General features: G+C 62.1%; 27 protein-coding genes. 15 read left to right on the top strand and 12 right to left on the bottom strand.

The window, feature by feature from the left end:
- Both ACPYOJ_RS20215 and ACPYOJ_RS20210 read left to right on the top strand, forming a co-directional pair.
- A partial coding sequence (locus ACPYOJ_RS20215; protein ID WP_481417842.1) for a cupin domain-containing protein occupies window positions 1-295 on the top strand: 295 nt, incomplete at its 5' end.
- 3 nt (window positions 296-298) lie between these two features.
- The gene (locus ACPYOJ_RS20210) at window positions 299-1,207 is read left to right on the top strand and encodes an MBL fold metallo-hydrolase (protein WP_481417841.1); all 909 of its coding nucleotides are present in this window, start codon (window positions 299-301) and stop codon (window positions 1,205-1,207) included.
- A 26-nt stretch (window positions 1,208-1,233) separates the two neighbouring features.
- On the opposite strand, the gene ACPYOJ_RS20205 is transcribed toward ACPYOJ_RS20210, so the two are convergent.
- Entirely contained in the window at window positions 1,234-2,139 is a 906-nt protein-coding gene (locus tag ACPYOJ_RS20205; RefSeq protein ID WP_481417840.1) for a DUF1499 domain-containing protein, read from the bottom strand.
- Between the two features lie 214 nt (window positions 2,140-2,353).
- On the opposite strand from ACPYOJ_RS20205, the gene ACPYOJ_RS20200 reads away from it, so the two are divergent.
- Together ACPYOJ_RS20200 and ACPYOJ_RS20195 are read left to right on the top strand one after the other, a co-directional pair.
- Window positions 2,354-2,743 (top strand): hypothetical protein, encoded by a 390-nt coding sequence (locus ACPYOJ_RS20200; RefSeq protein ID WP_481417839.1) that lies wholly within the window; start codon window positions 2,354-2,356, stop codon window positions 2,741-2,743.
- Window positions 2,744-2,833: 90 nt separating this feature from the next.
- On the top strand, window positions 2,834-3,091 hold the full coding sequence (locus ACPYOJ_RS20195; protein ID WP_481417838.1) for a hypothetical protein: 258 nt from the start codon (window positions 2,834-2,836) through the stop codon (window positions 3,089-3,091).
- Here ACPYOJ_RS20195 and ppdK read toward each other — a convergent pair.
- The 3 genes from ppdK to ACPYOJ_RS20180 all read right to left on the bottom strand — a co-directional run bounded on the left by ppdK (window position 3,079) and on the right by ACPYOJ_RS20180 (window position 10,540).
- Window positions 3,079-5,751: a pyruvate, phosphate dikinase gene (gene ppdK, locus ACPYOJ_RS20190; RefSeq protein ID WP_168828670.1), complete on the bottom strand. Its 2,673-nt coding sequence runs from the start codon at window positions 5,749-5,751 to the stop codon at window positions 3,079-3,081. The genes ACPYOJ_RS20195 and ppdK overlap by 13 nt on opposite strands.
- A gap of 397 nt (window positions 5,752-6,148) precedes the next feature.
- Window positions 6,149-9,613: a chromosome segregation protein SMC gene (gene smc / locus ACPYOJ_RS20185; protein ID WP_481417837.1), complete on the bottom strand. Its 3,465-nt coding sequence runs from the start codon at window positions 9,611-9,613 to the stop codon at window positions 6,149-6,151.
- Between the two features lie 234 nt (window positions 9,614-9,847).
- The gene (locus ACPYOJ_RS20180) at window positions 9,848-10,540 is read right to left on the bottom strand and encodes a DsbA family protein (protein ID WP_168828668.1); all 693 of its coding nucleotides are present in this window, start codon (window positions 10,538-10,540) and stop codon (window positions 9,848-9,850) included.
- Window positions 10,541-10,869: 329 nt separating this feature from the next.
- On the opposite strand from ACPYOJ_RS20180, the gene ACPYOJ_RS20175 reads away from it, so the two are divergent.
- The gene (locus ACPYOJ_RS20175; RefSeq protein ID WP_481417836.1) at window positions 10,870-11,538 is read left to right on the top strand and encodes a class I SAM-dependent methyltransferase; all 669 of its coding nucleotides are present in this window, start codon (window positions 10,870-10,872) and stop codon (window positions 11,536-11,538) included.
- A 62-nt stretch (window positions 11,539-11,600) separates the two neighbouring features.
- Here the strand turns inward: ACPYOJ_RS20175 and ACPYOJ_RS20170 are convergent, their stop codons facing one another.
- Window positions 11,601-12,089 (bottom strand): DUF721 domain-containing protein, encoded by a 489-nt coding sequence (locus ACPYOJ_RS20170; protein WP_481417835.1) that lies wholly within the window; start codon window positions 12,087-12,089, stop codon window positions 11,601-11,603.
- 97 nt (window positions 12,090-12,186) lie between these two features.
- Between ACPYOJ_RS20170 and mutY the strand changes: the two genes are divergently transcribed.
- The 4 genes from mutY (at window position 12,187) to ACPYOJ_RS20150 (ending at window position 15,378) form a co-directional block, all read left to right on the top strand.
- The gene (mutY, locus tag ACPYOJ_RS20165; RefSeq protein WP_481417834.1) at window positions 12,187-13,278 is read left to right on the top strand and encodes an A/G-specific adenine glycosylase; all 1,092 of its coding nucleotides are present in this window, start codon (window positions 12,187-12,189) and stop codon (window positions 13,276-13,278) included.
- A gap of 3 nt (window positions 13,279-13,281) precedes the next feature.
- The gene (locus ACPYOJ_RS20160; protein WP_481417833.1) at window positions 13,282-13,896 is read left to right on the top strand and encodes an HAD family hydrolase; all 615 of its coding nucleotides are present in this window, start codon (window positions 13,282-13,284) and stop codon (window positions 13,894-13,896) included.
- 2 nt (window positions 13,897-13,898) lie between these two features.
- Window positions 13,899-14,264 (top strand): nuclear transport factor 2 family protein, encoded by a 366-nt coding sequence (locus ACPYOJ_RS20155; protein ID WP_481417832.1) that lies wholly within the window; start codon window positions 13,899-13,901, stop codon window positions 14,262-14,264.
- A gap of 199 nt (window positions 14,265-14,463) precedes the next feature.
- The gene (locus tag ACPYOJ_RS20150) at window positions 14,464-15,378 is read left to right on the top strand and encodes a hypothetical protein (RefSeq protein WP_481417831.1); all 915 of its coding nucleotides are present in this window, start codon (window positions 14,464-14,466) and stop codon (window positions 15,376-15,378) included.
- A 118-nt stretch (window positions 15,379-15,496) separates the two neighbouring features.
- On the opposite strand, the gene ACPYOJ_RS20145 is transcribed toward ACPYOJ_RS20150, so the two are convergent.
- Window positions 15,497-16,627 carry a DNA methyltransferase gene (locus tag ACPYOJ_RS20145; RefSeq protein WP_481417830.1) on the bottom strand — a complete coding sequence of 377 codons (1,131 nt, stop codon included), beginning with the start codon at window positions 16,625-16,627 and terminating at the stop codon, window positions 15,497-15,499.
- A 141-nt stretch (window positions 16,628-16,768) separates the two neighbouring features.
- Between ACPYOJ_RS20145 and ACPYOJ_RS20140 the strand changes: the two genes are divergently transcribed.
- Window positions 16,769-17,065 carry a nucleotidyltransferase family protein gene (locus ACPYOJ_RS20140; RefSeq protein WP_481417829.1) on the top strand — a complete coding sequence of 99 codons (297 nt, stop codon included), beginning with the start codon at window positions 16,769-16,771 and terminating at the stop codon, window positions 17,063-17,065.
- A complete protein-coding gene (locus ACPYOJ_RS20135; protein WP_481417828.1) occupies window positions 17,065-17,412 on the top strand; it encodes a HepT-like ribonuclease domain-containing protein in 348 nt (115 codons plus the stop codon). The genes ACPYOJ_RS20140 and ACPYOJ_RS20135 overlap by 1 nt, the downstream gene beginning before the upstream one ends.
- On the opposite strand, the gene ACPYOJ_RS20130 is transcribed toward ACPYOJ_RS20135, so the two are convergent.
- Both ACPYOJ_RS20130 and ACPYOJ_RS20125 read right to left on the bottom strand, forming a co-directional pair.
- Window positions 17,413-17,760, bottom strand: a complete 348-nt coding sequence (locus ACPYOJ_RS20130; RefSeq protein ID WP_481417827.1) for an antibiotic biosynthesis monooxygenase family protein — start codon at window positions 17,758-17,760, stop codon at window positions 17,413-17,415.
- Window positions 17,757-18,086, bottom strand: a complete 330-nt coding sequence (locus ACPYOJ_RS20125) for an NIPSNAP family protein (RefSeq protein WP_481417826.1) — start codon at window positions 18,084-18,086, stop codon at window positions 17,757-17,759. Before ACPYOJ_RS20125 ends, ACPYOJ_RS20130 begins: the two co-directional genes overlap by 4 nt.
- Before the next feature lie 71 nt (window positions 18,087-18,157).
- Between ACPYOJ_RS20125 and ACPYOJ_RS20120 the strand changes: the two genes are divergently transcribed.
- The gene (locus ACPYOJ_RS20120; protein ID WP_481417825.1) at window positions 18,158-18,844 is read left to right on the top strand and encodes an ArsR/SmtB family transcription factor; all 687 of its coding nucleotides are present in this window, start codon (window positions 18,158-18,160) and stop codon (window positions 18,842-18,844) included.
- On the opposite strand, the gene ACPYOJ_RS20115 is transcribed toward ACPYOJ_RS20120, so the two are convergent.
- From ACPYOJ_RS20115 to ACPYOJ_RS20105, 3 genes are read right to left on the bottom strand one after another with little or no spacing between them, the layout of a single operon-like run.
- On the bottom strand, window positions 18,841-19,266 hold the full coding sequence (locus ACPYOJ_RS20115; RefSeq protein ID WP_481417824.1) for a DUF1284 domain-containing protein: 426 nt from the start codon (window positions 19,264-19,266) through the stop codon (window positions 18,841-18,843). The two genes, ACPYOJ_RS20120 and ACPYOJ_RS20115, sit on opposite strands and share 4 nt — an antisense overlap.
- 2 nt (window positions 19,267-19,268) lie before the next feature.
- Entirely contained in the window at window positions 19,269-19,463 is a 195-nt protein-coding gene (locus tag ACPYOJ_RS20110) for a hypothetical protein (protein ID WP_481417823.1), read from the bottom strand.
- 21 nt (window positions 19,464-19,484) lie between these two features.
- A complete protein-coding gene (locus ACPYOJ_RS20105) occupies window positions 19,485-20,156 on the bottom strand; it encodes a GntR family transcriptional regulator (protein WP_481417822.1) in 672 nt (223 codons plus the stop codon).
- 180 nt (window positions 20,157-20,336) lie between these two features.
- Between ACPYOJ_RS20105 and ACPYOJ_RS20100 the strand changes: the two genes are divergently transcribed.
- A complete protein-coding gene (locus ACPYOJ_RS20100) occupies window positions 20,337-21,026 on the top strand; it encodes an HAD family hydrolase (RefSeq protein WP_481417821.1) in 690 nt (229 codons plus the stop codon).
- Window positions 21,027-21,057: 31 nt separating this feature from the next.
- Here the strand turns inward: ACPYOJ_RS20100 and ACPYOJ_RS20095 are convergent, their stop codons facing one another.
- Window positions 21,058-21,735 (bottom strand): hypothetical protein, encoded by a 678-nt coding sequence (locus tag ACPYOJ_RS20095; protein ID WP_481417844.1) that lies wholly within the window; start codon window positions 21,733-21,735, stop codon window positions 21,058-21,060.
- 205 nt (window positions 21,736-21,940) lie between these two features.
- Between ACPYOJ_RS20095 and thrC the strand changes: the two genes are divergently transcribed.
- Together thrC and ACPYOJ_RS20085 are read left to right on the top strand one after the other, a co-directional pair.
- Window positions 21,941-23,332: a threonine synthase gene (gene thrC / locus ACPYOJ_RS20090; RefSeq protein WP_481417820.1), complete on the top strand. Its 1,392-nt coding sequence runs from the start codon at window positions 21,941-21,943 to the stop codon at window positions 23,330-23,332.
- A gap of 25 nt (window positions 23,333-23,357) precedes the next feature.
- Window positions 23,358-24,656 (top strand): M16 family metallopeptidase, encoded by a 1,299-nt coding sequence (locus ACPYOJ_RS20085; protein ID WP_481417819.1) that lies wholly within the window; start codon window positions 23,358-23,360, stop codon window positions 24,654-24,656.
- The last annotated feature ends 9 nt before the right edge of the window (window positions 24,657-24,665 follow it).

Below are 24,665 nucleotides of genomic sequence, written 5' to 3'. Positions count from 1 at the left end.
GAGCCAGTACCGCGCCCGCCCGCCTGCCCTTGCCACGCTTCTTCTCGACGATGCCGTGGTGCGCATCACGCGCTGGGATTTCGAGCCGGGTGCGGATACCGGCGTGCATACGCACGGGCTGGGCTATGTCGTAGTGCCGATGACGGATTGCAAATTCCTGATCGAGGATGCGGAGGGCAGCCGCCGCGTCGACGTCGCCAAGGGAGCGGCCTACCGGCGCGAGGCGGGCACGGAGCACAATGTCGTCAATGCCGGAAGCGAGCCGATGTCGTTCATCGAGATAGAATACAAGTAAGCTATGGCGAGCCCGAAATTCGATCTGGCCTTCGAGCCTCACTATGGCCGCGCGGTGGAGGTTGAGCCGGGGGTGCAGCGCATCACCGCCAACAATCCGAGCCCCTTCACCTTCCACGGAACGAATACCTACATCGTCGGCACGTCCTCCGTCGCGGTCATCGATCCGGGACCGGAGAACGAGGAGCATTTCCAGGCGCTGATTGAGGCGCTGGCGGGCCGCAGGGTCACGCATATCTTCATCACCCATACGCATCGCGACCACTCGCCGCTTGCCGCGAAACTCAAGCGGGAGACCGGCGCGCTCACCGTCGGCGAAGGGCCGCACCGGGCGGCGCGGCCGCTCCATGACGGCGAGGTCAACCCGTTTGCCGAAAGCTCCGACACCGGCTTTGTGCCGGATATCGCGGTCAGCGACGGCGAGACCATTGAGGGTGACGGCTGGGCGCTGACCGCCGTCCTGACGCCGGGCCACGCCGCAAACCACACCGCCTTCGCACTCGAAGGAACCGGCACTCTCTTTTCCGGCGACCATGTCATGGCCTGGGCGACCTCCGTCGTTGCCCCGCCGGACGGTTCGATGGCCGATTACATGGCCTCGCTCGACAAGCTGATCGAGCGCCGCGACCACCTGCTTCTGCCGGGCCATGGCGGGCCGGTGCGGCGTCCCGTTACCTTCATGCGCGCGCTGAAAACCCATCGCCGCATGCGCGAACGTACCGTGCTTCAACGGATAAAGGCGGGCGACCGGCTGATCCCCGACATGGTGAAGGTGATCTACCGCGACACCGACCCCAGGCTCCATGGCGCGGCGGCGCTTTCGGTCTTCGCGCATATCGAGGATCTGCTGGAGCGCGGCGAGATCACGACCGACGGGCCGCCCCGGCTTCTCGGCGCCTATCGGCCAAGCTAAAGCAAAGGCGGCGCTTCGCGCCCGCCCTACCCCGCGATCCCCAGCAACTCCATATCGAGGGCTGCGAGATATTCGCCGGCGATTTCGGCGCTGAGGCCGAGATCGCTCTGGCCGTAGCGGGAGGCGACGCGGATGTCGACGAAGGTGGTTTCGGCTTCTTCGCGCAGGCGGATCAAGACATCGAAGCGCAGGCCGAGGATGAGCGTGCGTGTCTCGCCCTGCAGCGTCACGCCGTTTGCACCGCGGATCAGCTTTGCGACATCATCCTCGAAAGGCCGGGGCATGGGAACGGGAACCTGATCGGGCGCTTCGGCAACGGCATCGCCGCCCGGCGCGGGCTTCGCCGGCACATCCTCCAGGTCACGGACCGGCTCGCCTTCGCCTTCAGTCTTGGTAATGGTAATGCGGTTTTGCTTTGCCACCTTCTTGACCGCTTCCAGAACGCGGTCGATCGCGCCTTCGTAGCGCCTGCCGGTGAGTTCGGGATAGGCAAGAAGCTGTTCTTCGCGTTCCTGCGACGACACATCCGGGTTGCGCTTCATCCAGATCTGATCGGCGTGCGGCGGCGAGAGCCAATCGGGTGCCGAAGAGACATCGGTCGATACGTCGTAGATGGCCGGCAGCGTCAAGTAGCGCTCGGCGGCAAATCCGCCGAATGCCAGCGGAAAGACGGCGAAGATCAGCGCTTTCAGCGCATCCAGCCCGCCTTCGGCTCCGGTCATCCAGAGGCTTCTGAGACCCTCAGCCGCCAGCAAGGCGGCAAGCAGTGCACAACCGAAGGAAAAAAGAACAAGCAGCACGAAATAGGGCGTTGCCAGCCCGCCGAAGCGATGGGCGATGAGCGTCGCCACCCACAGCACCAGCGCAAACGCCCCGACGCGCCGCGAAAAGCGGGCCGAATTGGAAACGGGGCGGTCAAAACGGATGGCCATCAAACTTACCGGTTACGCGCAGCGCGCATTCGCCTGGGGAGCCCCGAGAGGAGCGCACCTTTGTTTATGGCAAGATTCGTCCAAATTGAAACTGTTGTCTCGCCACACGGAGCAAGCAATCCACCCAAAAGGGTGAGATGGCTTTCATAAGCAAGATCTGATATGTCGAAAGGGTGATCTGGGTTTTGGCACAACTGTAAGGAGCAGAGAGGGCATGCTTTCATCAGAGACGACCACAAAGCCGCAGACTTCCCCGCGAGGCACAAGCGATCAATCCGCATCCTTCCTGCCGATGGAGCTTCTCCAGCTCGAGCTTTCGCTGGAAGGTTATGACGGCGGCGAAGCAGGTTTCTGCGACGCCGTGCGCACGGCGGCAAGCAATGCCAGGGGCGAATTCCTCTTCGATCTTCCGGCGGCCGGCCTGATCGAGGACTGCAAGCGCATCGGCGTTTTGCGTGTGCCGTCGGTCAATGGGGGAATGCGGGTCCTGCTTGCCGTTCTCGATGGCAACAGCTCGGAAATCGGGATCCAGGCGCCGGATCAGGAGACGGCCCATCTCGTGCGCTTTGCGGATGCCTTCATCGAGGTTCTGGAGCGCATCTGACGAGTTCAGCGTTTTTCCGGTGCTTGTTGACGCGAGCCGGCAAATCGCCTTTTGTCGGGCGACCGGTTCATGCATCGGAGAATGTGCACCATGCGTCTTTCCGCCCTTTCCTTCGCTCTCGCTGCGGTCGCAATCGGCCTTTCGGCTTGCCAGAGTGTGACGCCGGCAGAGCAGCGAGCCATCGATGACCGGACATGCCTCAGCTATGGCTTCCGGCGCGGCACCGATGCCTTTGCCACCTGCCTGCAGCGCATCGAGCTTGACCGGCGCGCCGACGCACGGGCCTTTCGCTTGCAGGCGGACGACAACTTCGACCGGCTCATCTCCGGTTCGCGTTACGACCGCTGATTACCATTGATGGCTGCCTGCGCTGCCGCCAGCCGGGCAATCGGCACGCGGAATGGCGAACAGGAGACGTAATCGAGGCCGATCTCTTCGCAAAAATGGATCGAGACCGGGTCACCGCCATGCTCGCCGCAAATACCGAGTTTCATGTCGTTGCGCGTGCGCCTGCCGCGTTCGGCGGCGAGGCTGATCAGCTCGCCGACTCCCTCGAAGTCCAGTGAGATGAAGGGATCGTGCTCGATGATTCCCTTGCGCTGGTACGTCGGAATGAAGGCGGAAGCGTCGTCGCGGGAAATGCCGAAGGTCGTCTGCGTCAGGTCGTTGGTGCCAAAGGAGAAGAATTCGGCAGCCTCGGCGATCTTGTGGGCGCGGAGAGCGGCGCGCGGAAGCTCGATCATTGTGCCGACGAGATAGTCGATCTTCAGGCCGCCTTCGGCCATGACGGCCTTGGCAGTCGTATCGATCCGTTCCTTGACGTAATCCAGTTCGGAACGCAGACCGACGAGCGGCACCATGATTTCCGGCACCACGGCTGCACCGGTTTCCTGCGCAGCGGCGACGGCGGCCTCGAAGATGGCGCGCGCCTGCATCTCGACGATTTCAGGATAGGAGATGGCAAGGCGGCAGCCGCGGTGGCCGAGCATCGGATTGAACTCGTGCAGCGCATCGACGCGTTGGCGAAGCGCGGTGGCCTCCATGGCCATGGCGGCCGCTACATCGGCAATCTCCTCGTCCGTCTTCGGCAGGAACTCGTGGAGCGGCGGGTCGAGCAGGCGGATGGTCACCGGCAGGCCGTGCATGACGGTGAAGAGGCCGGTGAAATCCAGCCGCTGCATCGGCAACAGCTTGTCGAGCGCCGCCCGTCTGCCCGTCTCGTCTTCGGCAAGGATCATCTCTCGCATCGCGTGGATGCGCTCGCCTTCGAAAAACATATGCTCGGTGCGGCAAAGACCGATCCCTTCGGCCCCGAAGGCGCGCGCGGCGCGCGCATCGGCGGGCGTGTCGGCATTGGTGCGCACCCTCATGCGACGAACCCTGTCGGCCCAGCCCATGATGCGGCCGAAATCGCCGGAAAGCTCTGGCTGGATCATCGGTACCTCGCCCTTCAGCACGTGCCCGGAGGAACCGTCGATGGTTATGACGTCGCCTTTTTTCAGGGTCACGCCCATGCCGATGAGGCGTTCGTTGCGGAGATCGATCCGCATGGTTCCCGCGCCGACCACGCAGGGGATGCCCATGCCGCGAGCAACGACAGCCGCATGGCTCGTCATGCCGCCGCGCGTGGTCAGGATGCCTTCGGCAGCATGCATGCCGTGGATATCTTCCGGGCTCGTTTCGACGCGCAGCAGAATGACCTTGCGGCCTTCCTCCTGCGCCTCCACGGCCTCCTCGGCGGTGAAGACGATTTCGCCCGTGGCAGCGCCCGGCGAGGCCGGCAATCCGGATCCGATCACCTGGCCCTGGACGCGGGGATCGATCGTCGGATGCAGAAGCTGGTCGAGCGTCGACGGCTCGATGCGCAGCACCGCCTGCTCTTCGGTGATCAGCTTCTCGTCCACCATGTCGACGGCGATCTTCATCGCTGCCTTCGTCGAACGCTTGCCGGAACGAGTCTGCAGCATCCAGAGCTTGCCGCGCTCGATCGTGAACTCGATGTCCTGCATATCGCGGAAATGCGCCTCGAGCTCGGCGCAGATGCGGGTGAGCTCGGCAAACGCTTCCGGCATCAGCTTTTCCAGCGATGGGCGGTCGGAGCCGGAATTGATGCGGCCTTCCTCCGTGATGCTCTGCGGCGTGCGGATGCCGGCGACCACGTCTTCGCCTTGCGCGTTGACCAGAAATTCGCCGTAGAGCGACTTCTCGCCCGTCGAGGGATTGCGTGTGAAGGCAACCCCCGTTGCCGACGAATTGCCGAGATTGCCGAACACCATGGCCTGGATGTTGACGGCCGTGCCCCAGGTGCCTGGGATGTTGTGTAACTGGCGATAGGTGACTGCGCGCGGGCTCATCCAGCTCGAAAAGACTGCGCCGACGGCCCCCCAAAGCTGCTCTTCCGGGTCTTGCGGGAACTCCTCGCCGAGTTCCTCTTCGATCAGCTCCTTATAGAGCAAAACCACATGCTGCCAGTCGGTGGCAGTGAGCTCGGTATCAAACTCATGGCCGAGGCGCGCCTTCTGGTCTTCGAGGATTTCCTCGAAGATTTCGTGGTCGAGGCCCATGACCACATCCGCATACATCTGGATGAAGCGGCGATAACTGTCCCAGGCGAACCGGGCGTCCCCCGCATCATGTCCGAGCGCCTGCACGGTTTCGTCGTTGAGACCGAGATTGAGAACCGTGTCCATCATGCCCGGCATGGACGTGCGGGCACCCGAGCGGACGGACAGAAGCAACGGCCGGTCCTTTGCGCCAAAGCGCCGGCCGGTCGACGCCTCGATCGTTTCCAATCCGCGTCGAATTTCCTCTTTCAGGACGGTATCGATGCGTTTGCCGGCCGCGTAGTAATCACTACAGGCGTCCGCGATGATGGTGAAGCCCGGCGGCACCGGCAGGCCAAGGCTGCACATCTCGGCGAGGTTGGCGCCCTTGCCGCCCAAGACGTCATGGTTTCGGGCGCGGCCTTCCGCCTGCCCTTCGCCGAACGTATAGACGAGCTTGGTCATCTTTCCCCCGATCGTAAAATCAGGCCTAGCTTATTCCCTTGGTCCTGAAATGAAAATCGACAAATACGGCGAAATGTTGCATCGCACAAAAATGCGGCCATTTTCGCGGAAATTGGTGGAGAAAAAGAAAAGGGCTTTGCGGGACCGGCAACAACGGTCCCGCAAAGCCTTTTTTCCGTCCAGCCAGGAACCCGGACGGGGGGTCTCGAAAACCAGGTAAATCCAGATCACCCTAATCCGGTATGCTACCCGGTAGATCCAACATGCGATGGACTGTTCAGGTCCGCCTTTGTAAAACAACTTCTAATTCAATTTCATAAAAAGCGCATCACCCAAGTGGGTTAGTACGCGGCAGCAACAGCGACCTTTTTTGGGGTTTTCTAAAAAACCTTATTTTTCAGCCGGTTTCCCGAAGGCGTTCGGCGGTCTGCAAATCCACAGAAACAAGCTGCGATACGCCTTGCTCAGCCATTGTTACACCAAAAAGTCGATCCATGCGAGCCATGGTGATCGGATTATGAGTAATGATCACGAATCGGGTCTCCGTCGACGCGGCCATCTCATCCATCAGATTGCAGTAGCGCTCGACATTGTGGTCGTCGAGGGGAGCGTCGACCTCGTCGAGCACGCAGATCGGCGCAGGATTGGTGAGGAAGACTGCGAAGATCAGGGCCATGGCCGTCAGTGCCTGCTCGCCCCCCGAGAGAAGCGTCATGGTCTGCGGCTTCTTGCCCGGCGGGCGTGCGAGGATTTCCAGCCCGGCTTCCAGAGGATCATCCGATTCGATCAGCTGCAGTTCTGCCGTCCCGCCACCGAAAAGGTGAGTAAAGAGGCGCTGGAACTGGGCGTTGACGACGTCGAAGGCAGCGATCAGACGCTCGCGGCCCTCGCGATTGAGGCTCTGGATCGCGCCGCGGAGCTTGCGGATGGCATCGATGACATCGTCGCGCTCCTTGATCAAGGCCTGAAGCTTTTCGGTGAGTTCCTTCTGCTCTTCCTCTGCGCGCAGGTTGACTGCGCCAAGGCGCTCGCGCTCCATCTTCAGGCGTTCCAGCTCGCGCTCGACCTCACGCGGATCGGGAATTGACTGCGTGGGCTGCAGGCCCGTCAGGCGGAATGCCTCATGCGGCGGAACATTCAGCGCCTCGCGAATACGGCCCTCGCTCTCCTGCCGCTTTTCCCGGGCGGAGACGAGGCGCTCTTCGGCCCGGCCACGCCGCTCGCGGCTTTCGGCAAGTTCGGAAAGGGCGACGGCAGCCTTGTGATCCGCGTCGCGCTGCACGAGCTCGGCGGCAGCCAGGAGATCGGAGGCCTCGCGCCGTGCGGCCTCGGCCTTCTGCAGCTCGCTCAGCAGCGCACGGCGCTTGTCGTCGAATTCATCCGGAGCCAATTCGAGTTCGGCGGCTTCTTCGCGAGCTTCCTCTTCGCGCTCGCGCAGGGTCGCGATGTGATCCTCGGCGCTGGCGGCGCGATGGCGCCAAGTCTCGCGCTCCTGGCCGATCGCCACGATCCGGCGCTGGCGGGCCTCGTTCTCGCGGTTGAGGCTGTCGTGGCGGGCGCGGGCTTCGGCCGTAAGGCCGCGCTCGGTTGCGACCGCAGCCTGCTGGATGCGCAGCCGCTCATCGAGCGCCGTCAGGTCAGGCGCGTCTTCGAGCTCGATGCGCGCATTCTCTTCCTGAATGGCAAGGTCTTCCAGCTGTGACTGGAGCTGGCTGACGGCCTCGGCAATCACGTCTCGACGGCGAATGAGATCGCCGGAGGCGCGTTCGGCGGCGGCCAGCGCGTCACGACCTTCGGCGAGGTGCCGGGCCGCAATGCGGCTCATGTCACGCGCCTCGATGAGCTTGCGTTCCTCGCTGCGAATGGCCTCAGCCGCCGACTGAAGCCGCTCCGCCGCTTCGGCGAGACCATCGCGGGCAAGCGAGACTTCGTTCTCGAGCTCGCCGAGCCGATTCCTTTGGGCCAGGCGCAGAGCGGCGGCGCTTGGGGCGTCGGCACCGGTCACATGACCATCCCAGCGATAGACCGCGCCTTCCTTCGTTACCAGCCGCTGTCCGGGCTGCAGGTCCTTCATCAGACGCCGCGCGGCGTCGGCATTGGCAACGAGGCCGATCTGCTTCAAGCTGCGCGTCAGGGCCGCCGGGGCGGCGACATGGTTCGCCAGCGGCACGGCACCGGGCGGCAGCGCAGCGTCGGACGCGCCGTCGCCATTCTGCGACCAATGGGCTGGCGCCTTCGGATCGAGCGGTGATTCCAGATCGTCGCCGAGGGCCGCACCCAAAGCCGTTTCGAAGCCGCGATCAACGTTAAGCTCATCGGCAACCGGCGGGAATTCTCCAGCCGCAGCACCGGCCGCAAGCATGCTCGAAATCGTGCGGGCTTCAGTTTCAAGCGCATTGAGCTTCGAGCGGGCCTGATCGACCGGCGCGCGGGCAAGCGCTTCGGCTTCGCGGGCAGCGGCAAGCGTCCGTTCAACCGCCTGGATCGTCGCTTCGGCCTCGGCAACGGCTACCTCGCCCGCCTCGACCATCGCCCGCTTTTCGTCAGGATCGGGCAGCGCGGCGATCTTACCGGCGACACCGGAGAGCTCGCGGTTCGCTTCATCCATCTGCCGCTCGAGGCGCATCTTGCGGTCGGCCAGATCGCGGATCGCGCGCTCAAGCTGATTGCGCCCGGCCGCAGCCTCGGCGCGTTCGGCCGTCAGCGCCGCGAAGACGCGTTCGCTGTCGGCGAGCCTGGCGGCCGCGTCTTCGAAGGCTTCTCGCAGTTCATCGGCATGGCGGCCGGAATCTGCCAAGATCTCGACGATGTCGGCCTCTTCGGCATCGAGCCGCGCAAGGATTGCGGCATTGTCGGACACCAACCGCTCCTCGCGGCGAATGTCCTCGGCAAGCTGCGTCAGTCTGCGGGTGAGCTCGTCGCGGCGCCTGAGAATGCGGTTTGCATCGTCCTCGAGCTGGGTCTTGGCGATCTGCAGGCGCTGGAGGGCCGCCGCAGCGCGTGCCTCGCTTTCGCGCAGTTCCGGCAGCTTCAGGCTGGCGACCGCCTGGGCCTTTGCGGCCTCCATCTGAACTTGGGCTTTTTCGGCAACGACGACCGTTGCCTGGTTAAGCGCGCTGTCGGCCTCGGCCTCCGCCTCCTTCGCCTGCACCCAGCGGATATGCAGGAGCGTTGCCTCGCGGGCGCGGATTTCAGCAGACAGCGTCTTGAAACGGCTTGCCTGGCGCGCTTGCCGCTTCAGGCTCTCGATCTGGCTTTCGAGCTGCGATGTCACGTCATCCAGCCGCTCGAGGTTGCCTTCGGCGGCGCGCAGCCGCAGTTCGGCCTCATGACGGCGGGAATGCAGGCCGGAAATGCCGGCCGCCTCTTCCAGCAGCTGGCGGCGGGCCTGGGGCTTTGCCGCAATCAGCTCGCCGATGCGCCCCTGCCCGACCATCGAGGGCGAACGTGCGCCGGTCGAGGCATCGGCGAAAAGAAGCTGCACGTCCTTGGCGCGGCTTTCCTTGCCGTTGATGCGATAGATCGAGCCCTGCTCGCGCTCGATGCGGCGGGTGACCTGGATTTCGTCGCTGTCGTTGAAGGCGGCAGGCGCCCTACGCTCGCCATTGTCAAGATAGAGGGCGACTTCGGCCGTATTGCGCGCCGGACGGTTTCCCGAACCGGAAAAGATCACGTCGTCCATGCCGGAGGCGCGCATGTTCTTGTAGGAATTTTCGCCCATTACCCAGCGCAGCGCCTCGACCAGGTTGGACTTGCCGCAGCCATTCGGCCCGACGACGCCGGTCAGGCCGCGCTCGATGATGAATTCCGCCGGCTCGACGAAGGACTTGAAGCCGACAAGGCGGAGCTTGTTGAACTTCATGCCGCGATCTCCCCTTCTCCCCTCGGGGAGAAGGCGGCTCGAAGAGCCGGATGAAGGGGTACCGGGCGCAAGCGATCAGAAACGATGCGGAGATGGAGGTGGCCGGCGCGCCCGCGCCTCGCCCCCCTCATCCGCCCTTCGGGCACCTTCTCCCCCGGGGGGAGAAGGGATAGCGCAAAATAAAAAACGGGCGCACGGCTATTGCCGTCGCCCGTTGTCTTCAAACGGTTCGGATCAGAGCAGGCTATCGATGAGGGCCGACATGGTGTCAACCGGCATGTCTCCAGAATAGCGCTTCCCGTTAATGAGGAAAGTCGGCGTGGCGTTGACGCCAAAGTCCTTGGCGCCCCTTTCCCGGGTCGCATTCACTTCATCCAGAAGCTTCTGGTTCGTCAAGCACTTCGTAAAGCTATCCTCAGTAAATCCAGCGAGTTTGGACATCTGGAGAAGTGCCGCACGGCGATCTTCGGCTGCCGCCCACGTTTCCTGCTGCTTGAACAGCATGGCCACCATCGGGAAATACTGCTCCGGCGTGCTCAATTCTTCCGCGTTTGAGGCATTGCAGCGAGCGAGCATGAAGGCGGCGGCAGCGGCCGGATCGAACGGGAACTCGCGGATGATGAAGCGCGCCTTGCCGGTATCGACGTATTTCTTCTTGATCTCGTCAAAGGTCGTGTTGTGGAAATGCGCGCAGTGCGGGCAGGTCATCGACATGTATTCGACGATGGTCACCGGAGCATCTTCCTTGCCGAGCGCCATTTCCGGCAGGGGACCGGGCTTGAGCACTGCCGCCATGTCGACGTCGCCATCGGGCTGCGGAATCTCGGGCGCTGCATCGGCAGCTCCGGAGGCTGCCAAGGTCGCAGTCGCGGCGGCCATTGCGCAAAGAAGCTGGCGTTTCGTCAGTTGCATTTCAGAGATCTGCATGGGTTCCCCTAATCAAAAGAGCGGCTGCATGTGCGATATAACGGCATGCCGCCGCGAACAAGGCACGCTTCGCCAACTTTCTTCAAAGAATTGTGACCTTGATGGGTCCAAAAGCAAGTGATCCGCCAAATCCAGGCGGTCCGGGACGCCTTAAGGTTCGCACAAGCGGAATTTCATTAATCGGGATGCGCGCGCTTTCTGTGACTGAGCATCGCCGCGATCTGCGAATACCAACACAAACAGGCAGGCCAAAGATTATGGATCTTCCATCCCGTCATGCGGGCACGACCTATAATGAGCTATTATCGCGTCTCTCCGAAAAGCGGAGCGTGAAGCGGTACCTGGAGATCGGCGTCCAGAGAGGCATTACGTTCAGCCATGTAGCGGCCGAAACCGCTTTTGCAGTCGATCCCGAGTTCATCATCACGGCCAACGTAGCGGCCCGCAAGAAGCGGATAAGCCTGTTTCATATGACCAGCGATCGCTTCTTCAGCGATATCGATGTCGTCGGCGAATTCGGGGGCCGTCCGGATCTGTGCTTCCTCGACGGCATGCATCTTTTCGAATATCTCCTCCGCGACTTCTACAATACGGAACGCATCAGCTCCCGGAATACGCTGATCTGCATGCACGACTGCCTGCCTCTCGGCGAAGCCATGGTCAACCGCGATCTGCAAACCGCCAACCAGTTGAGCGCCCAAACGGCGTTTCCTGGCTGGTGGACCGGAGACGTATGGAAGATCGTCCCGATCCTGAAGAAATATCGTCCCGACCTGCGGATCATACTGACCGACGCGCCGCCCACCGGTCTCGTATTCGTGACCAACCTCGACCCGACATCCACCGTCTTGCAGGACAACTATCTTGAAATCGTTGCTGAATTCGCCCTGATGGCGAACGATCAGAACGCGATTCTGGCGCACTACAACGACAATCCTGTTCTCAACACGGGCGCCATTCTGTCCGGCATGGACCACAGTCTGTTCTTCAATACCTGAGGCCGCCGGGACGTCGTTCCCGATCATCAAGAGCTGCCTTTTCGAAGGCGGCTCTTTTGATTCTACCTGCCCTTCCTGCCCAGAACCGCAGTGCCCAACCGCTTGACCGCCTCGCGCAGCTTGTCGTCCGTGATGCCCTCCATCATGCCGTCGAGCCTGCGGGCTGCTTCGCCCTTCAGAGGCGGCGGCGTGCGGGACCGCTTGGGGGCCGGCGACACGGGTTTCTGCACGATGCGGATCTGGTGAACTGCGGCGAAGCCGAAGAAGCTGTTGATGCGCTGAATCAGCTCGCCCTGCGCATGCGTGAGGAAAAGGGCGCGGGCACCTTCGCAGGCGATCGTGAGGACGCCGGGCCTATAGGTGCCGTCTTCGCTACCGCGGGCCCATGCGATCTTTTCCGGCCGAGTGCAATCGGCGAAATCCTCACCGGCGATTTCGTCCCAGGAGCCGAGCAGCGCCGTATTGATCCCCGCCCGCCGCGCAAGCACCGGATCGATCAGTCCGTTCGTCAGTTCGGAGATCTGCTGTTCACCTTTGCGTGGATAACTCATCGAAACCTTCGGATGCCGTCGCCATTCGGCGCCGCCGCCTTGATCGGCCGCGGTTACTCCGCCAAGTATAGGGCACTTCCCCGTCCCGCGGCAAATGATGACCTCAACGACACTCGACGCGCCCACCGCGCAACCCCTGCTTGACTGGTACGACCGGCATCACCGCGATCTGCCCTGGCGCGTTTCACCGCCGATGGCGGCGCGCGGCGTGAGGGCCGATCCCTATCGCGTCTGGTTGTCGGAAGTCATGCTGCAGCAGACGACCGTGCAGGCCGTGAAGCCCTACTTTGCGAATTTCCTTGTGCGCTGGCCGACTGTTCTCGATCTCGCGGCGGCACCGAGCGAGGACGTCATGGCGGCCTGGGCTGGGCTCGGCTATTACGCGCGCGCCCGCAATCTGAAGAAATGCGCCGAAGCCGTCGCCGCGCAGCATAAAGGCGTTTTTCCGGATACGGAGGACGGTCTCAAGTCGCTGCCGGGCATCGGCGACTATACGGCGGCGGCCGTCGCGGCGATCGCTTTCAACCGGCGCGCCGCCGTCATGGACGGTAATGTCGAGCGAGTGATTTCCAGGCTCTACGCGATCGCCACACCGCTTCCGGCCGGCAAGCCGCTGATGAAGCAGAAGGTGGCGCTGCTGACGCCCGCCGACCGCCCGGGCGATTTCGCCCAGGCGATGATGGACCTCGGCGCAACGATCTGCACGCCGAAGCGGCCAGCTTGCTCGCTCTGTCCGTTCAGGGGATCGTGCGAGGCGCTTCGGCTGCATGACCCGGAGCAGTTTCCGGTGAAGGCGGCCAAGAAGGAAAAGCCAATGCGGCGCGGCGCCGCCTTCATCGCGGTCACGGCGGAAGGCGATATCCTCCTGCGGCGGCGAGTCGCAAGCGGTCTCCTCGGCGGCATGATGGAGGTGCCGACGACGGCATGGACATCGAGGGCCGACGGCGAGACTTCCACGGACGCAGCCCCCTTCCCCGCACAATGGGAGGCATGCGGCACCGTCAGCCATGTCTTTACACATTTCGAACTGAGGCTCTCGATTTATCGAACGGCGATCCCATCCCGAGTTCAGATGGATGACGGATGGTGGGAGCCGGTTACAAATCTTGAAGCTCAGGCGCTGCCGACCATCATGAAAAAAGCGATCGCAACCGCTATTCCTCTCGCGTTTACAACTCTGAAGAGATGACACATGACTGCATCCATCAATCACATTGTTTTCGATATCGGCAAAGTTCTCATCCATTACGATCCGAACATTCCCTTCAGCCGCCTTATTCCCGACGAGACCGAGCGCAAGTGGTTCTTCGATAACGTCTGCACCCACGACTGGAACGTCGAGCAGGACCGCGGACGCACCTGGGCGGATGCCGAGGCGCTGCTGATCGAAACCCACCCGACGCGGGAAGAGCACATCCGCGCATTCCGCAAGTACTGGCACGAGATGGTGCCTCATGCCTACGAGGACAGCGTGGCGATCATGGAGGGGCTGATTGCAAAGGGCCGCGATGTGACGATGCTGACGAACTTCGCATCCGACACCTTCCGCGAGGCGCAAGAGCGCTTCCCCTTCCTGACGAAGCCGCGCGGTGTCACCGTTTCGGGCGATGTCCGGCTGATCAAGCCCGATGTGGCGATCTACGAAACGCATGCCAAGAGCTTCGGGCTGGAGCCGGCGGCGACGATCTTCATCGACGACTCGCTTCCCAATGTCGAAGGCGCCAAGGCGGCGGGCTGGCAGGCTGTGCTCTTCACCGGCGCTGCAAAACTGCGCAACGATCTTGCCTCTTATGGCGTAAGCGTTTGACGATGGCATTCGATCCAGTCGACGCGATCAAGCTGTTTCACGGCGCGATCAATGCACTCGATTTCGAAACGATCGAGAACTGTTTCGCCCAGGACGCGACCTATGTGTCGAACTGCGTCGGAAGTCTTGCCGGCCGGCACGCCATCATGACTGCCTTCAGGAGGTATTTCGACGATTATCCGGACCAGACGGCGGTCGATACGCTGATCGAAAAGGTGAGCCCGAACGCCGGGCGCGCCGTTTGGTCGGTGCGGGCGACGCACAGCAGAAGCGGCAAGCCGCTTATCCGCGAAGGCGAGGAAACAATCACCTTCGACGACGAGGGCCGCGTCACCCATGTCGAGGTAACCGATTACCAGGCTTTTTGAACGAACGGCTCTCCTTAGGAACAATTACCTCTCTTTGATGTTTGAATACAGCCGGCTTTCGGACCGGCTGTTGAAAAATCAATGAGACCGGCCGCGCCGGAAGGAGGTTACGATGGGTAGAGGTATTTTGCTTTGGCTGCTGGGCGTTCCGATTCCGCTCATTCTGCTGATCCTGCTGTTCTGGCATTGAGAGGCGGCAATGACGATAATCGAGACGACTACGACAAACGACATACCGCTCGAATCCTCATCGTCCGCCGTCAGCTGGGGACCAATCATCGCCGGAGCGCTTGCCGCGACGGTCATGACCCTGGTTCTCATGCTGATCGGCTCCGGCCTCGGACTGACGATGATTTCGCCCTGGGAGAATGACAGCAGTTCGCTGACGACGATCGGCACATCCGCTGCCATCTGGCTGGTCCTCGTGCAATGGATTTCTGCCGCTCTTGGCGGCTACCTGACTGGCAGGCTTCGCACCAAATGGGCGGGCCTCCACACCTATGAAATCTTCTTCCGCGACACGGCGCACGGTTTCCTTGCCTGGGCTTTGGCGACGCTCGTCGTCGCATCCCTGCTGAGTTCGGCGGTCTCTTCGATCATCGGCGCGGGCGCGCAGGCGACTGCGTCGGCAGTCGGCGCTGCCGGCACAGCCGGTGCGGCAGCCGCCGCTGCCAATACGGACGAGATGACGAGCGGTTTTTCGCCATCCTACTTCACCGACGCGCTGCTTCGCCCGGCCGACCCACGCACCCCGCCGGCCAATCAAAGCAACGAGCAAGTGAGCGCCGAGGTGTCGCGCATCCTGGTCAGCGGGGCGACGAGCGGCGAAATCGCCCCGGACGACCGTACTTACCTGGATCAGGTCGTGGCATCCCGCACCGGTCTCTCCGAGGCTGATGCCAAGGCTCGTGTCGATGCGACACTGAAGCGTATCGACGATGCCAAGGCAGCCGCGAAGGAGGCAGCCGATACCGCCCGCAAGGCGGCGTCTGTCGCCGCGCTTGCCGGCGCGTTATCGCTTTTCGTCGGCGCTTTCTGCGCCTGTGTGGCTGCTGCGATCGGCGGCCGACAGCGGGACGAGGATGAGGAGCGGCTGGCTCTTCTCAAGCGCTAGACCGCATCACAAACGAAAGGCGCCCGGAGGTGTTGATCCCCGGGCGCCATGGGCCTTCTTCCGCGACTGGAGGTACAAAAAACGGAAGAAGGCAGTCTCGATCAGGCCAAGCCGCTGCTCAATCCGCCTTTGCCAGATCACTGCGGACGATCGAGCGCAAATCGTCGATCGGGCGCAGGGATTGCCCGTCTTCGAAATGCCAGAACGTCCATCCATTGCATGCATCAAGTCCCTGCACCTTCGCGCCGAGACGATGAATTGAACCCGCTTCGCCACCGGAGGCTACCGTGCCGTCGGCGCGAACGATGGCACTGTAGCGGCGGCGGGCATCCGTCAGCACCTGGCCTGGCTTGATAAGCCCGCTCTCGACCAGGACGTTGAAGGCGACGCGAACTTCCTGCTTCTTGCCGGTCATCACGGTGAGTTCGGCCTTGCCGAGCGGCTCGACGGCGGCGACACGGGCCGAAGCTGCATCGATGTAATCCTGCTCGCGCTCGATCCCGACGAAGTGGCGGCCGAGGCGCTTGGCGACTGCACCCGTCGTTCCGGAGCCGAAGAACGGGTCGAGGATGACGTCGCCGGGCTTCGATGATGCCATGATGACGCGGGCAAGCAGGGCTTCCGGCTTCTGGGTCGGATGGACCTTCTTGCCGTCGTCGCCCTTCAGGCGCTCGCCACCACTGCAGATCGGAAACAGCCAATCCGAGCGCATCTGCACGTCGTCGTTGGCGGCCTTCATGGCATCGTAGTTGAAGGTATAGCCCTTCGCCTTGGCATCGGGGCTTGCCCAGATCATCGTCTCATGGGCGTTCTGGAAACGGCGGCCCTTGAAATTCGGCATCGGATTGGTCTTGCGCCAGACGATATCGTTGAGGATCCAGAAATTCAGATCCTGCAGCGTGGCGCCGACGCGGAAGATGTTATGATAGGAGCCGATGATCCAGATCGTGCCGGTCGGCTTCAGCACGCGGCGGCAGGCAAGCAGCCAGGCGCGGGTGAAAGCGTCATAGGCTTCGAAGGAAGCGAACTGATCCCACTCGTCATCGACGGCGTCGACAAGCGACTGGTCCGGACGATGAAGCGTGCCGCCGAGCTGAAGATTATAGGGTGGATCGGCAAAAATGACGTCGACGGAGTTGGTCGGCAAAGCTTCGAGGGCAGCGACACAATCACCCTTGATGATCGTGTCGATCCAAGAACCCGGCTTTGCGGAGGTCTTGAGATCGGCAAGCGGAAAAACTGACGCCATATGGATACTCGCTCATACACATTACGCTTTACTCGCCGTTATGGTTACCCAAGTTGGTTACCAAAGGCTGAAGCGGTGCATGATTTCGGGAAATAAATAGAGGGCGTGGAACAAAAGTCTCCGCTACGCTAAACTGATTTTATGAAGAGAAGTGACGCCATCGAGCAACTGAAGCGACAGGCCGACGCCATCCGGGCACTCGGTGCGACTTCGCTTTACCTTTTCGGCTCCGTGGCAAGGGACGAGGCAGGCCCGGCGAGCGACCTCGACCTCTTTATCGACTACGATCCGGCGAGCCGCTTCAACGCCTTCGATCTCATCGGCATCAAGCTCCTTCTGGAAGACGAGTTGCATTTGCCCGTGGACGTCACGACGCGGGACAGCCTTCACCCCATGTTGAAGGACATGATCGAAAATTCAGCGTTGCAGGTCTTTTGATGCCTCGCGAGGTTCGGCACTTTCTGCGCGACATTCTAGAGGCGATTGCCATCATCGAGGCAGCAATTGCCGGCAAGTCATTCGCGGACTACCAGAATGACATAATCCTGCGCCTCGCTTTGGAGCGAGCCGTAGAGATCATCTCGGAAGCCAGCCGCAGAATTCCGGACGAACTCAAGAGCGTCCGGCCGGAAATACCCTGGCCGCGCGTCAAGGCGATCGGAAACGTCCTGAGGCACGAGTATCATGGCCTTTCCGACAGGATCATCTGGGGCGTCATCGTGGATGAACTTCCGAAGATCCGGATCGCTGTCGAAGCCATTCAAAAACAGGTGGACCAAGCCTGACTACGCCGCGTGCACCTCTTTGCTATCCGCCGGCACTTCCGCCCTTTCGAACATGCCGTAGTCGCGGAGGACGTGGCCGATGCGCAGGCGGTAGTCGGCGAAGATGCCGTTTCGGCCTGCCTTTTGCGCCGCGCGGTGGGCTTCGAGGTTCCGCCACTCCTTGACGGCCATTTCGTCCCGCCAGAATGACAGCGACAGCAGCTTGCCCCGCAAGGTCAGGCTCTCGAAGCGTTCGATGGAGATGAAGCCGTCGATCTTCTCGAGTTCGGCGCGCAGATCGCCGGCGAGATCGAGATATTTGTGTCGTTCGCCCATATAGGGGACGACTTCGAAGATGACGGCGATCATGGCAGCACCAGCTTGGCATGAGGAGCGGAGACGTTCTTCAGGAAGATGCGGTCCTCCTTCAGGATGAAACGCTCGCGTTTGGCGAATTCATAGTTTTCCCTGCCGAGCGGATCGGCCGCGAGGCGGGCGCGGTAGGCCTCGTAGGCGGCGAGGCTTTCGATGTTGTAGACCCCGTAGGCCGTGGTCGCGGAGCCCTCGTGCGGGCCGAAATAGCCGATGAGATCGGCGCCGTTTTGCGGAATGACGTGGCCCCAGTTGCGGGCATATTTGGCAAAGGCATCCTTCTTGAAGGGATCGATCTCGTAGCGGATGAAGCAGGTAATCATCGTTGTCTCCTTTTTCTGTGAGACAGTTTTCGCACATTGCCGAACGAAGATGCTTCGGTTACGATCGAAGTATGAAAGAAGGACCAGACATCGCACAAATCGGGGCGCTGATCGGCGATCCCGCCCGCGCCAACATGCTGACCGCGCTGATGGGCGGCAAGGCGCTGACGGCGACCGAGCTCGCAGCGGCAGGCGGCATCACGCTGCAGACGGCGAGCACGCATCTTGCCAAGCTCGAAGCCGGCGGCCTGTTGGCGCAGCGCAAGCAGGGCCGTCATCGCTATTTCGCGCTTGCCGACGATGGGGTCGGCAAGCTGCTGGAAAGCATCATGGGTTTTGCCGCCGCGCGCGGACACCTGCGCCACCGCCCCGGACCAAAGGAACCGGCGCTGCGCAAGGCACGCATCTGCTACGACCATCTGGCGGGAGACTATGGCGTGCGCATGCTCGACAGCCTCGTGGCCTCGGGCGCGATCAACGCCGTCGGCGAAGGCCTGTCTGTCAGCTCGGAAGGCGAGAGCCAGTTGAGATGCATCGGCATTGATGTCTCCGATCTCAAATCGTCGCGCCGTCCGCTTTGCCGCTCGTGTCTCGACTGGAGCGAACGCCGCGCACATCTCGCCGGCAGCCTCGGCAAGGCCCTGCTTTCAAGCTTTTTCGATAAGGGCTGGGCTCGACGGAACGCCGAAAGCCGCTCGGTGATCTTCTCGCCCGAGGGCGAGCGGCAGTTCCTTCAGCTCTTCCCGGTGGAAACCTAACGGGCACCCACAAGCGCGTCCTTGAAGCCGTTGCCGGCGACATGGCCGCAAAGCTCGCTCCATTCGCACTCCTCGCAGGCCCTGCGGATGGTGCCAGCTTTAAAATTGCTGCGCAGCCTGCGCAGCAATTTCTCGTCGGGCACAATTTTCGTTCCCTCGCCTATCGGAATACGCAGCAATCGGCCGATTTCTTCGGCGGCAGTCTCGTCGCGCGCGACCGCGCTCCGGCTAAGGCAGTGCGGCAAACCTTCGGGCAGAAGCGGCGCGCAGATATCGTCCGGACCGGAGACGATCTCGATTTCCTCGCCGGCCGAAAGACGCTCGGCGAGCCGCCGGTAGTTCGCGGTGAAGGCCGGGGTGTAGCCTTCACCGACGAATGTCAGCATGCAGAGCAGATGGTGGCCACGTAGCCGGACTGTCACAATCAGCACTCCGTGTGGATGCGGATGCCCTTCAGGACTGATGCGGCGGCAAGCGCCGACTTCAAAAACGCCACCAAGGATAAACGGAGCGACGCCCAACATCCAGGCATTTTCGGCTCTGCAAGCCGCGCAGGTCCACCCGAACCATTGGCGACCACCGGAAAGCCGATCCTCGCCTCGTCCAGCCAGCCGAGCATGCTGCCGGCTTCGAAAGGTTGTCAGCCGACAATGGCAAACGCGTCGCGCGCGGTCGCACCGGTCTGCATGGGTTGCGGCGCGCGGCCGATCCATTGCACGTGTTTTTCGAGAATGGCGGCAGCTTCTTCGGCCTTGCCCTGGCGCAGCGCCAGCAGAATGGCGCGATGGTCGTGATCGGTGCGCTTTTCCCAGCCCGAACGCCAGGCGGAAAAGAGAAAGCGGGCGCTCGCCGCATGCAGATCATCGATCGACGCAAGCAGGCGGTTCATATTGCAGGGCGCAAGGATCAGCCGATGAAACCTTCGGTTCGCCTCCTCCCAGGCGTGAACGTCGGCCGCCGCGTCGCCCTCGCGCGTTGCCTCTTCGGCGGCATCGAGGATCGCCGGCGTCAGATGCTTGGCAGCATGCCGCAAGGCGAGTACTTCGAGGGCCGCCCGCATCTCGGCAACCTCGCGCACCTCCTTCAGATCGAACGAAGCAACGCGAACGCCGCGCCGCGGCTCGCTGATTGCAAGGCCCTGCGCCTCCAGCCGGCGAAAGGCCTCGCGCACGGGCACATGGCTCGTGCCGAATTCCTCGGCGATGTGATCCTGGCGAAGCCGCAGTCCCGGCGTCAATTCGCCGCGGACGATGCGATCGGCGAGAACCCGGCTGATGCGGCTTGCGATTGTGTCTTCAGGTTCCTTGGCCATATGTATCCATTAGAGGGCTGGATTTGGCTTGTCGAGGCTTGAGCCGAGGGCAGCCGCAACCAATTCCGGCAGGAAAGCGGCAAAGCCGCCCGCAAAGCGCAATCCAGCCATGCCAGCCTGCCGGTTGAGCTTTCGGCACCCATCGTGTAAAGGGCAGCATCCCCAACAAGGCTTGAGACTATGGACGGCTTCGACCTCATTATCTTCGACTGTGACGGCGTTCTGGTCGATTCCGAAATCATCGCGGCGGAAGTGGAATCCAAGTTGCTGACGGATGCAGGTTATCCGATCGGCGTCGAGGAGATGGCCGAGCGCTTTGCCGGCATGACCTGGAAGAACATTCTGCTGCAGGTGGAGCGCGAGGCAAGTATCCCGCTCTCGGCTTCACTGCTCGACAAATCCGAAAAGTTGCTCGACCTTCGTCTCGAACGCGACGTGCAGGCCATTCCCGGCGTCGAGTTCGCTGTTTCCCGCATTAACCTGAAGCGTTGCGTCTGCTCGAATTCAAGCACGCAGCGGCTCGACATGATGCTCGGCAAGGTGGGCCTCAAGAAACTTTTCGAGCCTAACATCTTCTCCGCCAAGGATCTCGGGCCGGATCGCGTCAAGCCGAAGCCGGACATCTTCCTGCACGGCGCGCAAAAAATGGGCGTTTCGCCATCGAGAACCGTCGTCGTCGAAGATTCCGTCCACGGCATCCATGCGGCACGCGCCGCCGGCATGCGCGTCATCGGTTTCACCGGCGCATCGCATACCTATCCCTCGCACGCCGATCTGCTGACGGATGCCGGTGCGGAGACGGTTGTTTCCCGGATGAGCGACCTTCCCGGCGTCGTTGCTGCCCTGTCGGAATGGGCAGGCGTCCTCTGAGGCGCAAATAGTCCGGGCGGAGTTTTCCGCCTCAGCTCTTCTTGTTCTTTGCGGCCGGGCCCTGATCGAAGCCGATATTGACGCGGACCAGCGCGCCGGAACCGACCGGCAGCTTGAAGCCATCCTGGCGGAAGAGCACCTGCGCGGCAGTCTGGCCCGCCGGAATTTCCGCGGTAAACGGCACGACCTGCGAATTGACGACATCCTCGCCGTCGACAGCGGTAATCCGGATCGGCAACGTGACGCGGCCGGGGCCGCCGGCCGGGCCGGCGATCAGGCGGATCTGCGCCACGACGGTCATTGTCAGGTTCTGGTCGTTCAGCGTGCACTGGCGGGTGTAGTCGCCGAAGGCGGCCTGATAGACGACCTGGTCGGTCGGCTGCTGCTGCCCATCGGCGCCGGCAGCCGGCTTCTTGCCGCCCTTGGCATAGGTGCGGAAGATCGCGTCCTGGTCACGCATGAAGATCTGCGGGCACGAGCCCTGCACCACCGGCTGCACGCTTCCGGAAGCATTGGTGGCGGTACCGATCGACTTGTCGCTCGAAGACGGGTTCTGCGGGGCAAGCGGCATGATCTGCGCGTTGCCGTTCGGCTGCGTGGGGGCTTCGGCCTTGTTGCTGTCGCCGCCGACGCCCAAGGAATTGCAGCTTGCAAGAACAGCCGCGACGGATACGGAAACAACGAAGCGCGAGACCTTGCCGAACACGATTATTCCACCTCTTACAAAGTTTTCTGGTAGGCCCGAAGTCTTGTTTGGAGGGCCTTTCGTGACAGTTTGCGATGGTCTATATCAGCGGCGCGAACAAAAATCGATTGGGTAAGCACCGTTTTGACGCACATTTCGATCCGCAGCGATTCCGGTGACTGCCTCACTTATCCGGATTTCCACCGGCATTAACTCAAGGATGAAGAACGTGGATTACATCTCGACCCGCGGCGAGGCCCCTTCTCTCGGCTTTTGCGATGCTTTGCTGACGGGTCTTGCACGTGACGGCGGGCTCTATGTTCCGCGCGAATGGCCGCATTTCTCCAAGAAGGAGATCCGCGCGCTGCGCGGCAAGAGCTACCAGGAGATCGCGTTTACAATCCTCTCCCCCTTCACCAATGGCGAAATCCCCGCCGACATCTTCCGGAAGATGATCGACGAAGCCTACGGCACCTTCCGCCACCCGGCGATCGCGCCTTTGGTGCAGACCGGCCCGAACAGCTTCGTCATGGAGCTTTTCCACGGCACGACGCTCGCCTTCAAGGATGTGGCGATGCAGCTTCTGGCACGCCTGATGGACTACGCGCTGGAGAAGCGCGGCGAGCGCGCGACGATCGTCGGCGCGACGTCCGGAGATACGGGCGGGGCGGCGATCGACGCCTTTGCCGGCCGCGACCGCACCGACATTTTCATTCTCTTCCCGCACGGCAAGGTCTCGCCCGTGCAGCAGCGGCAGATGACCACCTCGACGTCGGCCAATGTTCATGCGCTGGCGGTGAAGGGCAATTTCGACGATTGCCAGAACCTCGTCAAAGCGATGTTCAACGACGCCGCGTTCCGCGACAAGGTGCGGCTCTCGGGCGTCAACTCGATCAACTGGGCGCGGATCATGGCCCAGATCGTCTATTACTTTACGACGGCGATCGCCCTCGGCGGCCCGGACCGCAAGATCTCGTTCACCGTTCCGACCGGCAATTTCGGCGACATTTTTGCCGGTTACGCTGCCAAGAAGATGGGCCTGCCGATCGGCAAGCTTGTCATCGCGACCAACGAGAACGACATTCTCGCCCGCACGATGAAGACCGGCCGCTACGACATGAAGGAAGTGAAGGCGACCACCTCGCCCTCCATGGACATCCAGATTTCCTCGAACTTCGAACGCCTGCTTTTCGAGGCCTATGACCGCGACGCCTCCAAGGTGCGCCATGCGATGGACAGCCTGAAGCAGTCGAACGGCTTCGAGATTTCCGCAAAGGCGCTTGCCGCCATCAAAAAGGATTTCCGCGCCGGCTGCGCTAGCGAGAAGCAGGTGGCGCAGACGATCAAGAACACCTATGCCGAAACCGGTTATCTGCTCGATCCGCATTCGGCGATCGGCGTCTTCGTTGCCGCGAAGCACGAGAAGCCGAACGCGCCGATGGTGACGCTCGCGACCGCCCACCCGGCAAAATTCCCCGCAGCCGTAAAATCCGCGTCCGGTATTGACCCGGCGCTTCCGACGTGGCTTGCTGATCTGATGCTTAAGGAGGAGCGCTTCCAAGTCATCGATCCGGAACTGAAAGCCGTTGAGGGCTTTATCGGCAAGCATACCCGGACCTGATGCCGCAGGCGCAGAAAGATAACCAATGACAGTAGAGTGCACCCGGCTCCCATCCGGGCTGACAGTAGTGACCCAAGCCATGCCGCATCTTGAAAGCGTCGCGCTGGGAGTTTGGATTAAATCGGGTTCGCGCAACGAGACGGCAGACGAGCATGGCATTGCCCACCTGCTCGAACACATGGCTTTCAAGGGTACTGCGCGCCGATCGGCCCGCGACATCGCCGAGGAAATCGAGGACGTCGGCGGTGAAGTGAACGCTGCGACCTCGACCGAAACGACGTCCTATTATGCCCGGGTGCTGAAGGATCACGTACCGCTGGCCGTCGATATCCTCGCCGACATCCTGACCGAGTCGGCATTCGACGAAGAGGAGCTCGAACGCGAGAAGCAGGTTATCCTGCAGGAGATCAACGCCGCGAACGACACGCCTGACGATGTCGTCTTCGACAAGTTTGCCGAAGCCGCCTATCGCAACCAGACGCTCGGCCGCCCCATCCTCGGCACGCATGAAACCGTCGTCTCGTTCTCGCCGCAGCAGATCCGCAACTATCTCAGCCGCAACTACACGACCGATCGCATGTTCGTCGTTGCCGCCGGCGCGATCGACCACGACGAAATCGTGCGGCTGGTGGAAACGCGCTTCGCCGGCCTGCCGACCGCACCAAGCGCTCCGCCGGTCATCGAGACCGCCCGTTATATCGGCGGCAACGTGCGCGAGACCCGCGACTTGATGGACGCGCAGATCCTCCTCGGCTTCGAGGGAAAGGCCTATCACGCCCGCGACTTCTACTGTTCGCAGATTCTTGCCAACATTCTCGGCGGCGGCATGTCCTCGCGTCTCTTCCAGGAAGTGCGCGAAATCCGGGGGCTCTGCTATTCGATCTACGCTTTCCACTGGGGTTTTTCCGACACCGGCATTTTCGGCATCCATGCGGCGACCGGCGGCGAGAACCTGCCGGAACTGGTGCCGGTCATCATCAACGAATTGCACAAGTCGGCCAGCACGATTGAGCAGAAGGAGATCGAGCGCGCCCGCGCGCAGATCCGCGCGCAGCTTATGATGGGGCAGGAAAGCCCGGCCGCCCGCGCCGGCCAGATCGCTCGCCAGATGATGCTCTACGGCGTGCCAATCTCCAATCAGGAGATGATGGAGCGGCTCGAAGGCATCACCGTCGAACGTCTTACGGACCTCGCCGGCCGTCTGTTCTTCGACAGGGTGCCCACGCTTTCGGCGATCGGCCCGCTCGAGCATCTTGCGCCAATGGAAGACATCGTCTCTTCGCTGTCGGCTCCCTTGCCGCAGTCCAAGACCGCAAGCCGCTGAGCCGCGCAT

The sequence above is a fragment of the Rhizobium sp. SVR5-9E genome (assembly GCF_056755095.1).
Note: the sequence above shows the minus strand (reverse complement) of the source record. Positions and strands in the feature narration are given on the sequence as shown.

Coding starts and splice junctions, on each gene's coding strand:
- ACPYOJ_RS20210 (WP_481417841.1), top strand. CDS start 299: ATGGCGAGCCCGAAATTCGATCTGGCCTTCGAGCCTCACTATGGCCGC.
- ACPYOJ_RS20205 (WP_481417840.1), bottom strand. CDS start 2,139: ATGGCCATCCGTTTTGACCGCCCCGTTTCCAATTCGGCCCGCTTTTCG.
- ACPYOJ_RS20200 (WP_481417839.1), top strand. CDS start 2,354: ATGCTTTCATCAGAGACGACCACAAAGCCGCAGACTTCCCCGCGAGGC.
- ACPYOJ_RS20195 (WP_481417838.1), top strand. CDS start 2,834: ATGCGTCTTTCCGCCCTTTCCTTCGCTCTCGCTGCGGTCGCAATCGGC.
- ppdK (WP_168828670.1), bottom strand. CDS start 5,751: ATGACCAAGCTCGTCTATACGTTCGGCGAAGGGCAGGCGGAAGGCCGC.
- smc (WP_481417837.1), bottom strand. CDS start 9,613: ATGAAGTTCAACAAGCTCCGCCTTGTCGGCTTCAAGTCCTTCGTCGAG.
- ACPYOJ_RS20180 (WP_168828668.1), bottom strand. CDS start 10,540: ATGCAGATCTCTGAAATGCAACTGACGAAACGCCAGCTTCTTTGCGCA.
- ACPYOJ_RS20170 (WP_481417835.1), bottom strand. CDS start 12,089: ATGAGTTATCCACGCAAAGGTGAACAGCAGATCTCCGAACTGACGAAC.
- mutY (WP_481417834.1), top strand. CDS start 12,187: ATGACCTCAACGACACTCGACGCGCCCACCGCGCAACCCCTGCTTGAC.
- ACPYOJ_RS20160 (WP_481417833.1), top strand. CDS start 13,282: ATGACTGCATCCATCAATCACATTGTTTTCGATATCGGCAAAGTTCTC.
- ACPYOJ_RS20155 (WP_481417832.1), top strand. CDS start 13,899: ATGGCATTCGATCCAGTCGACGCGATCAAGCTGTTTCACGGCGCGATC.
- ACPYOJ_RS20150 (WP_481417831.1), top strand. CDS start 14,464: ATGACGATAATCGAGACGACTACGACAAACGACATACCGCTCGAATCC.
- ACPYOJ_RS20145 (WP_481417830.1), bottom strand. CDS start 16,627: ATGGCGTCAGTTTTTCCGCTTGCCGATCTCAAGACCTCCGCAAAGCCG.
- ACPYOJ_RS20140 (WP_481417829.1), top strand. CDS start 16,769: ATGAAGAGAAGTGACGCCATCGAGCAACTGAAGCGACAGGCCGACGCC.
- ACPYOJ_RS20135 (WP_481417828.1), top strand. CDS start 17,065: ATGCCTCGCGAGGTTCGGCACTTTCTGCGCGACATTCTAGAGGCGATT.
- ACPYOJ_RS20130 (WP_481417827.1), bottom strand. CDS start 17,760: ATGATCGCCGTCATCTTCGAAGTCGTCCCCTATATGGGCGAACGACAC.
- ACPYOJ_RS20125 (WP_481417826.1), bottom strand. CDS start 18,086: ATGATTACCTGCTTCATCCGCTACGAGATCGATCCCTTCAAGAAGGAT.
- ACPYOJ_RS20120 (WP_481417825.1), top strand. CDS start 18,158: ATGAAAGAAGGACCAGACATCGCACAAATCGGGGCGCTGATCGGCGAT.
- ACPYOJ_RS20110 (WP_481417823.1), bottom strand. CDS start 19,463: ATGCTCGGCTGGCTGGACGAGGCGAGGATCGGCTTTCCGGTGGTCGCC.
- ACPYOJ_RS20105 (WP_481417822.1), bottom strand. CDS start 20,156: ATGGCCAAGGAACCTGAAGACACAATCGCAAGCCGCATCAGCCGGGTT.
- ACPYOJ_RS20100 (WP_481417821.1), top strand. CDS start 20,337: ATGGACGGCTTCGACCTCATTATCTTCGACTGTGACGGCGTTCTGGTC.
- ACPYOJ_RS20085 (WP_481417819.1), top strand. CDS start 23,358: ATGACAGTAGAGTGCACCCGGCTCCCATCCGGGCTGACAGTAGTGACC.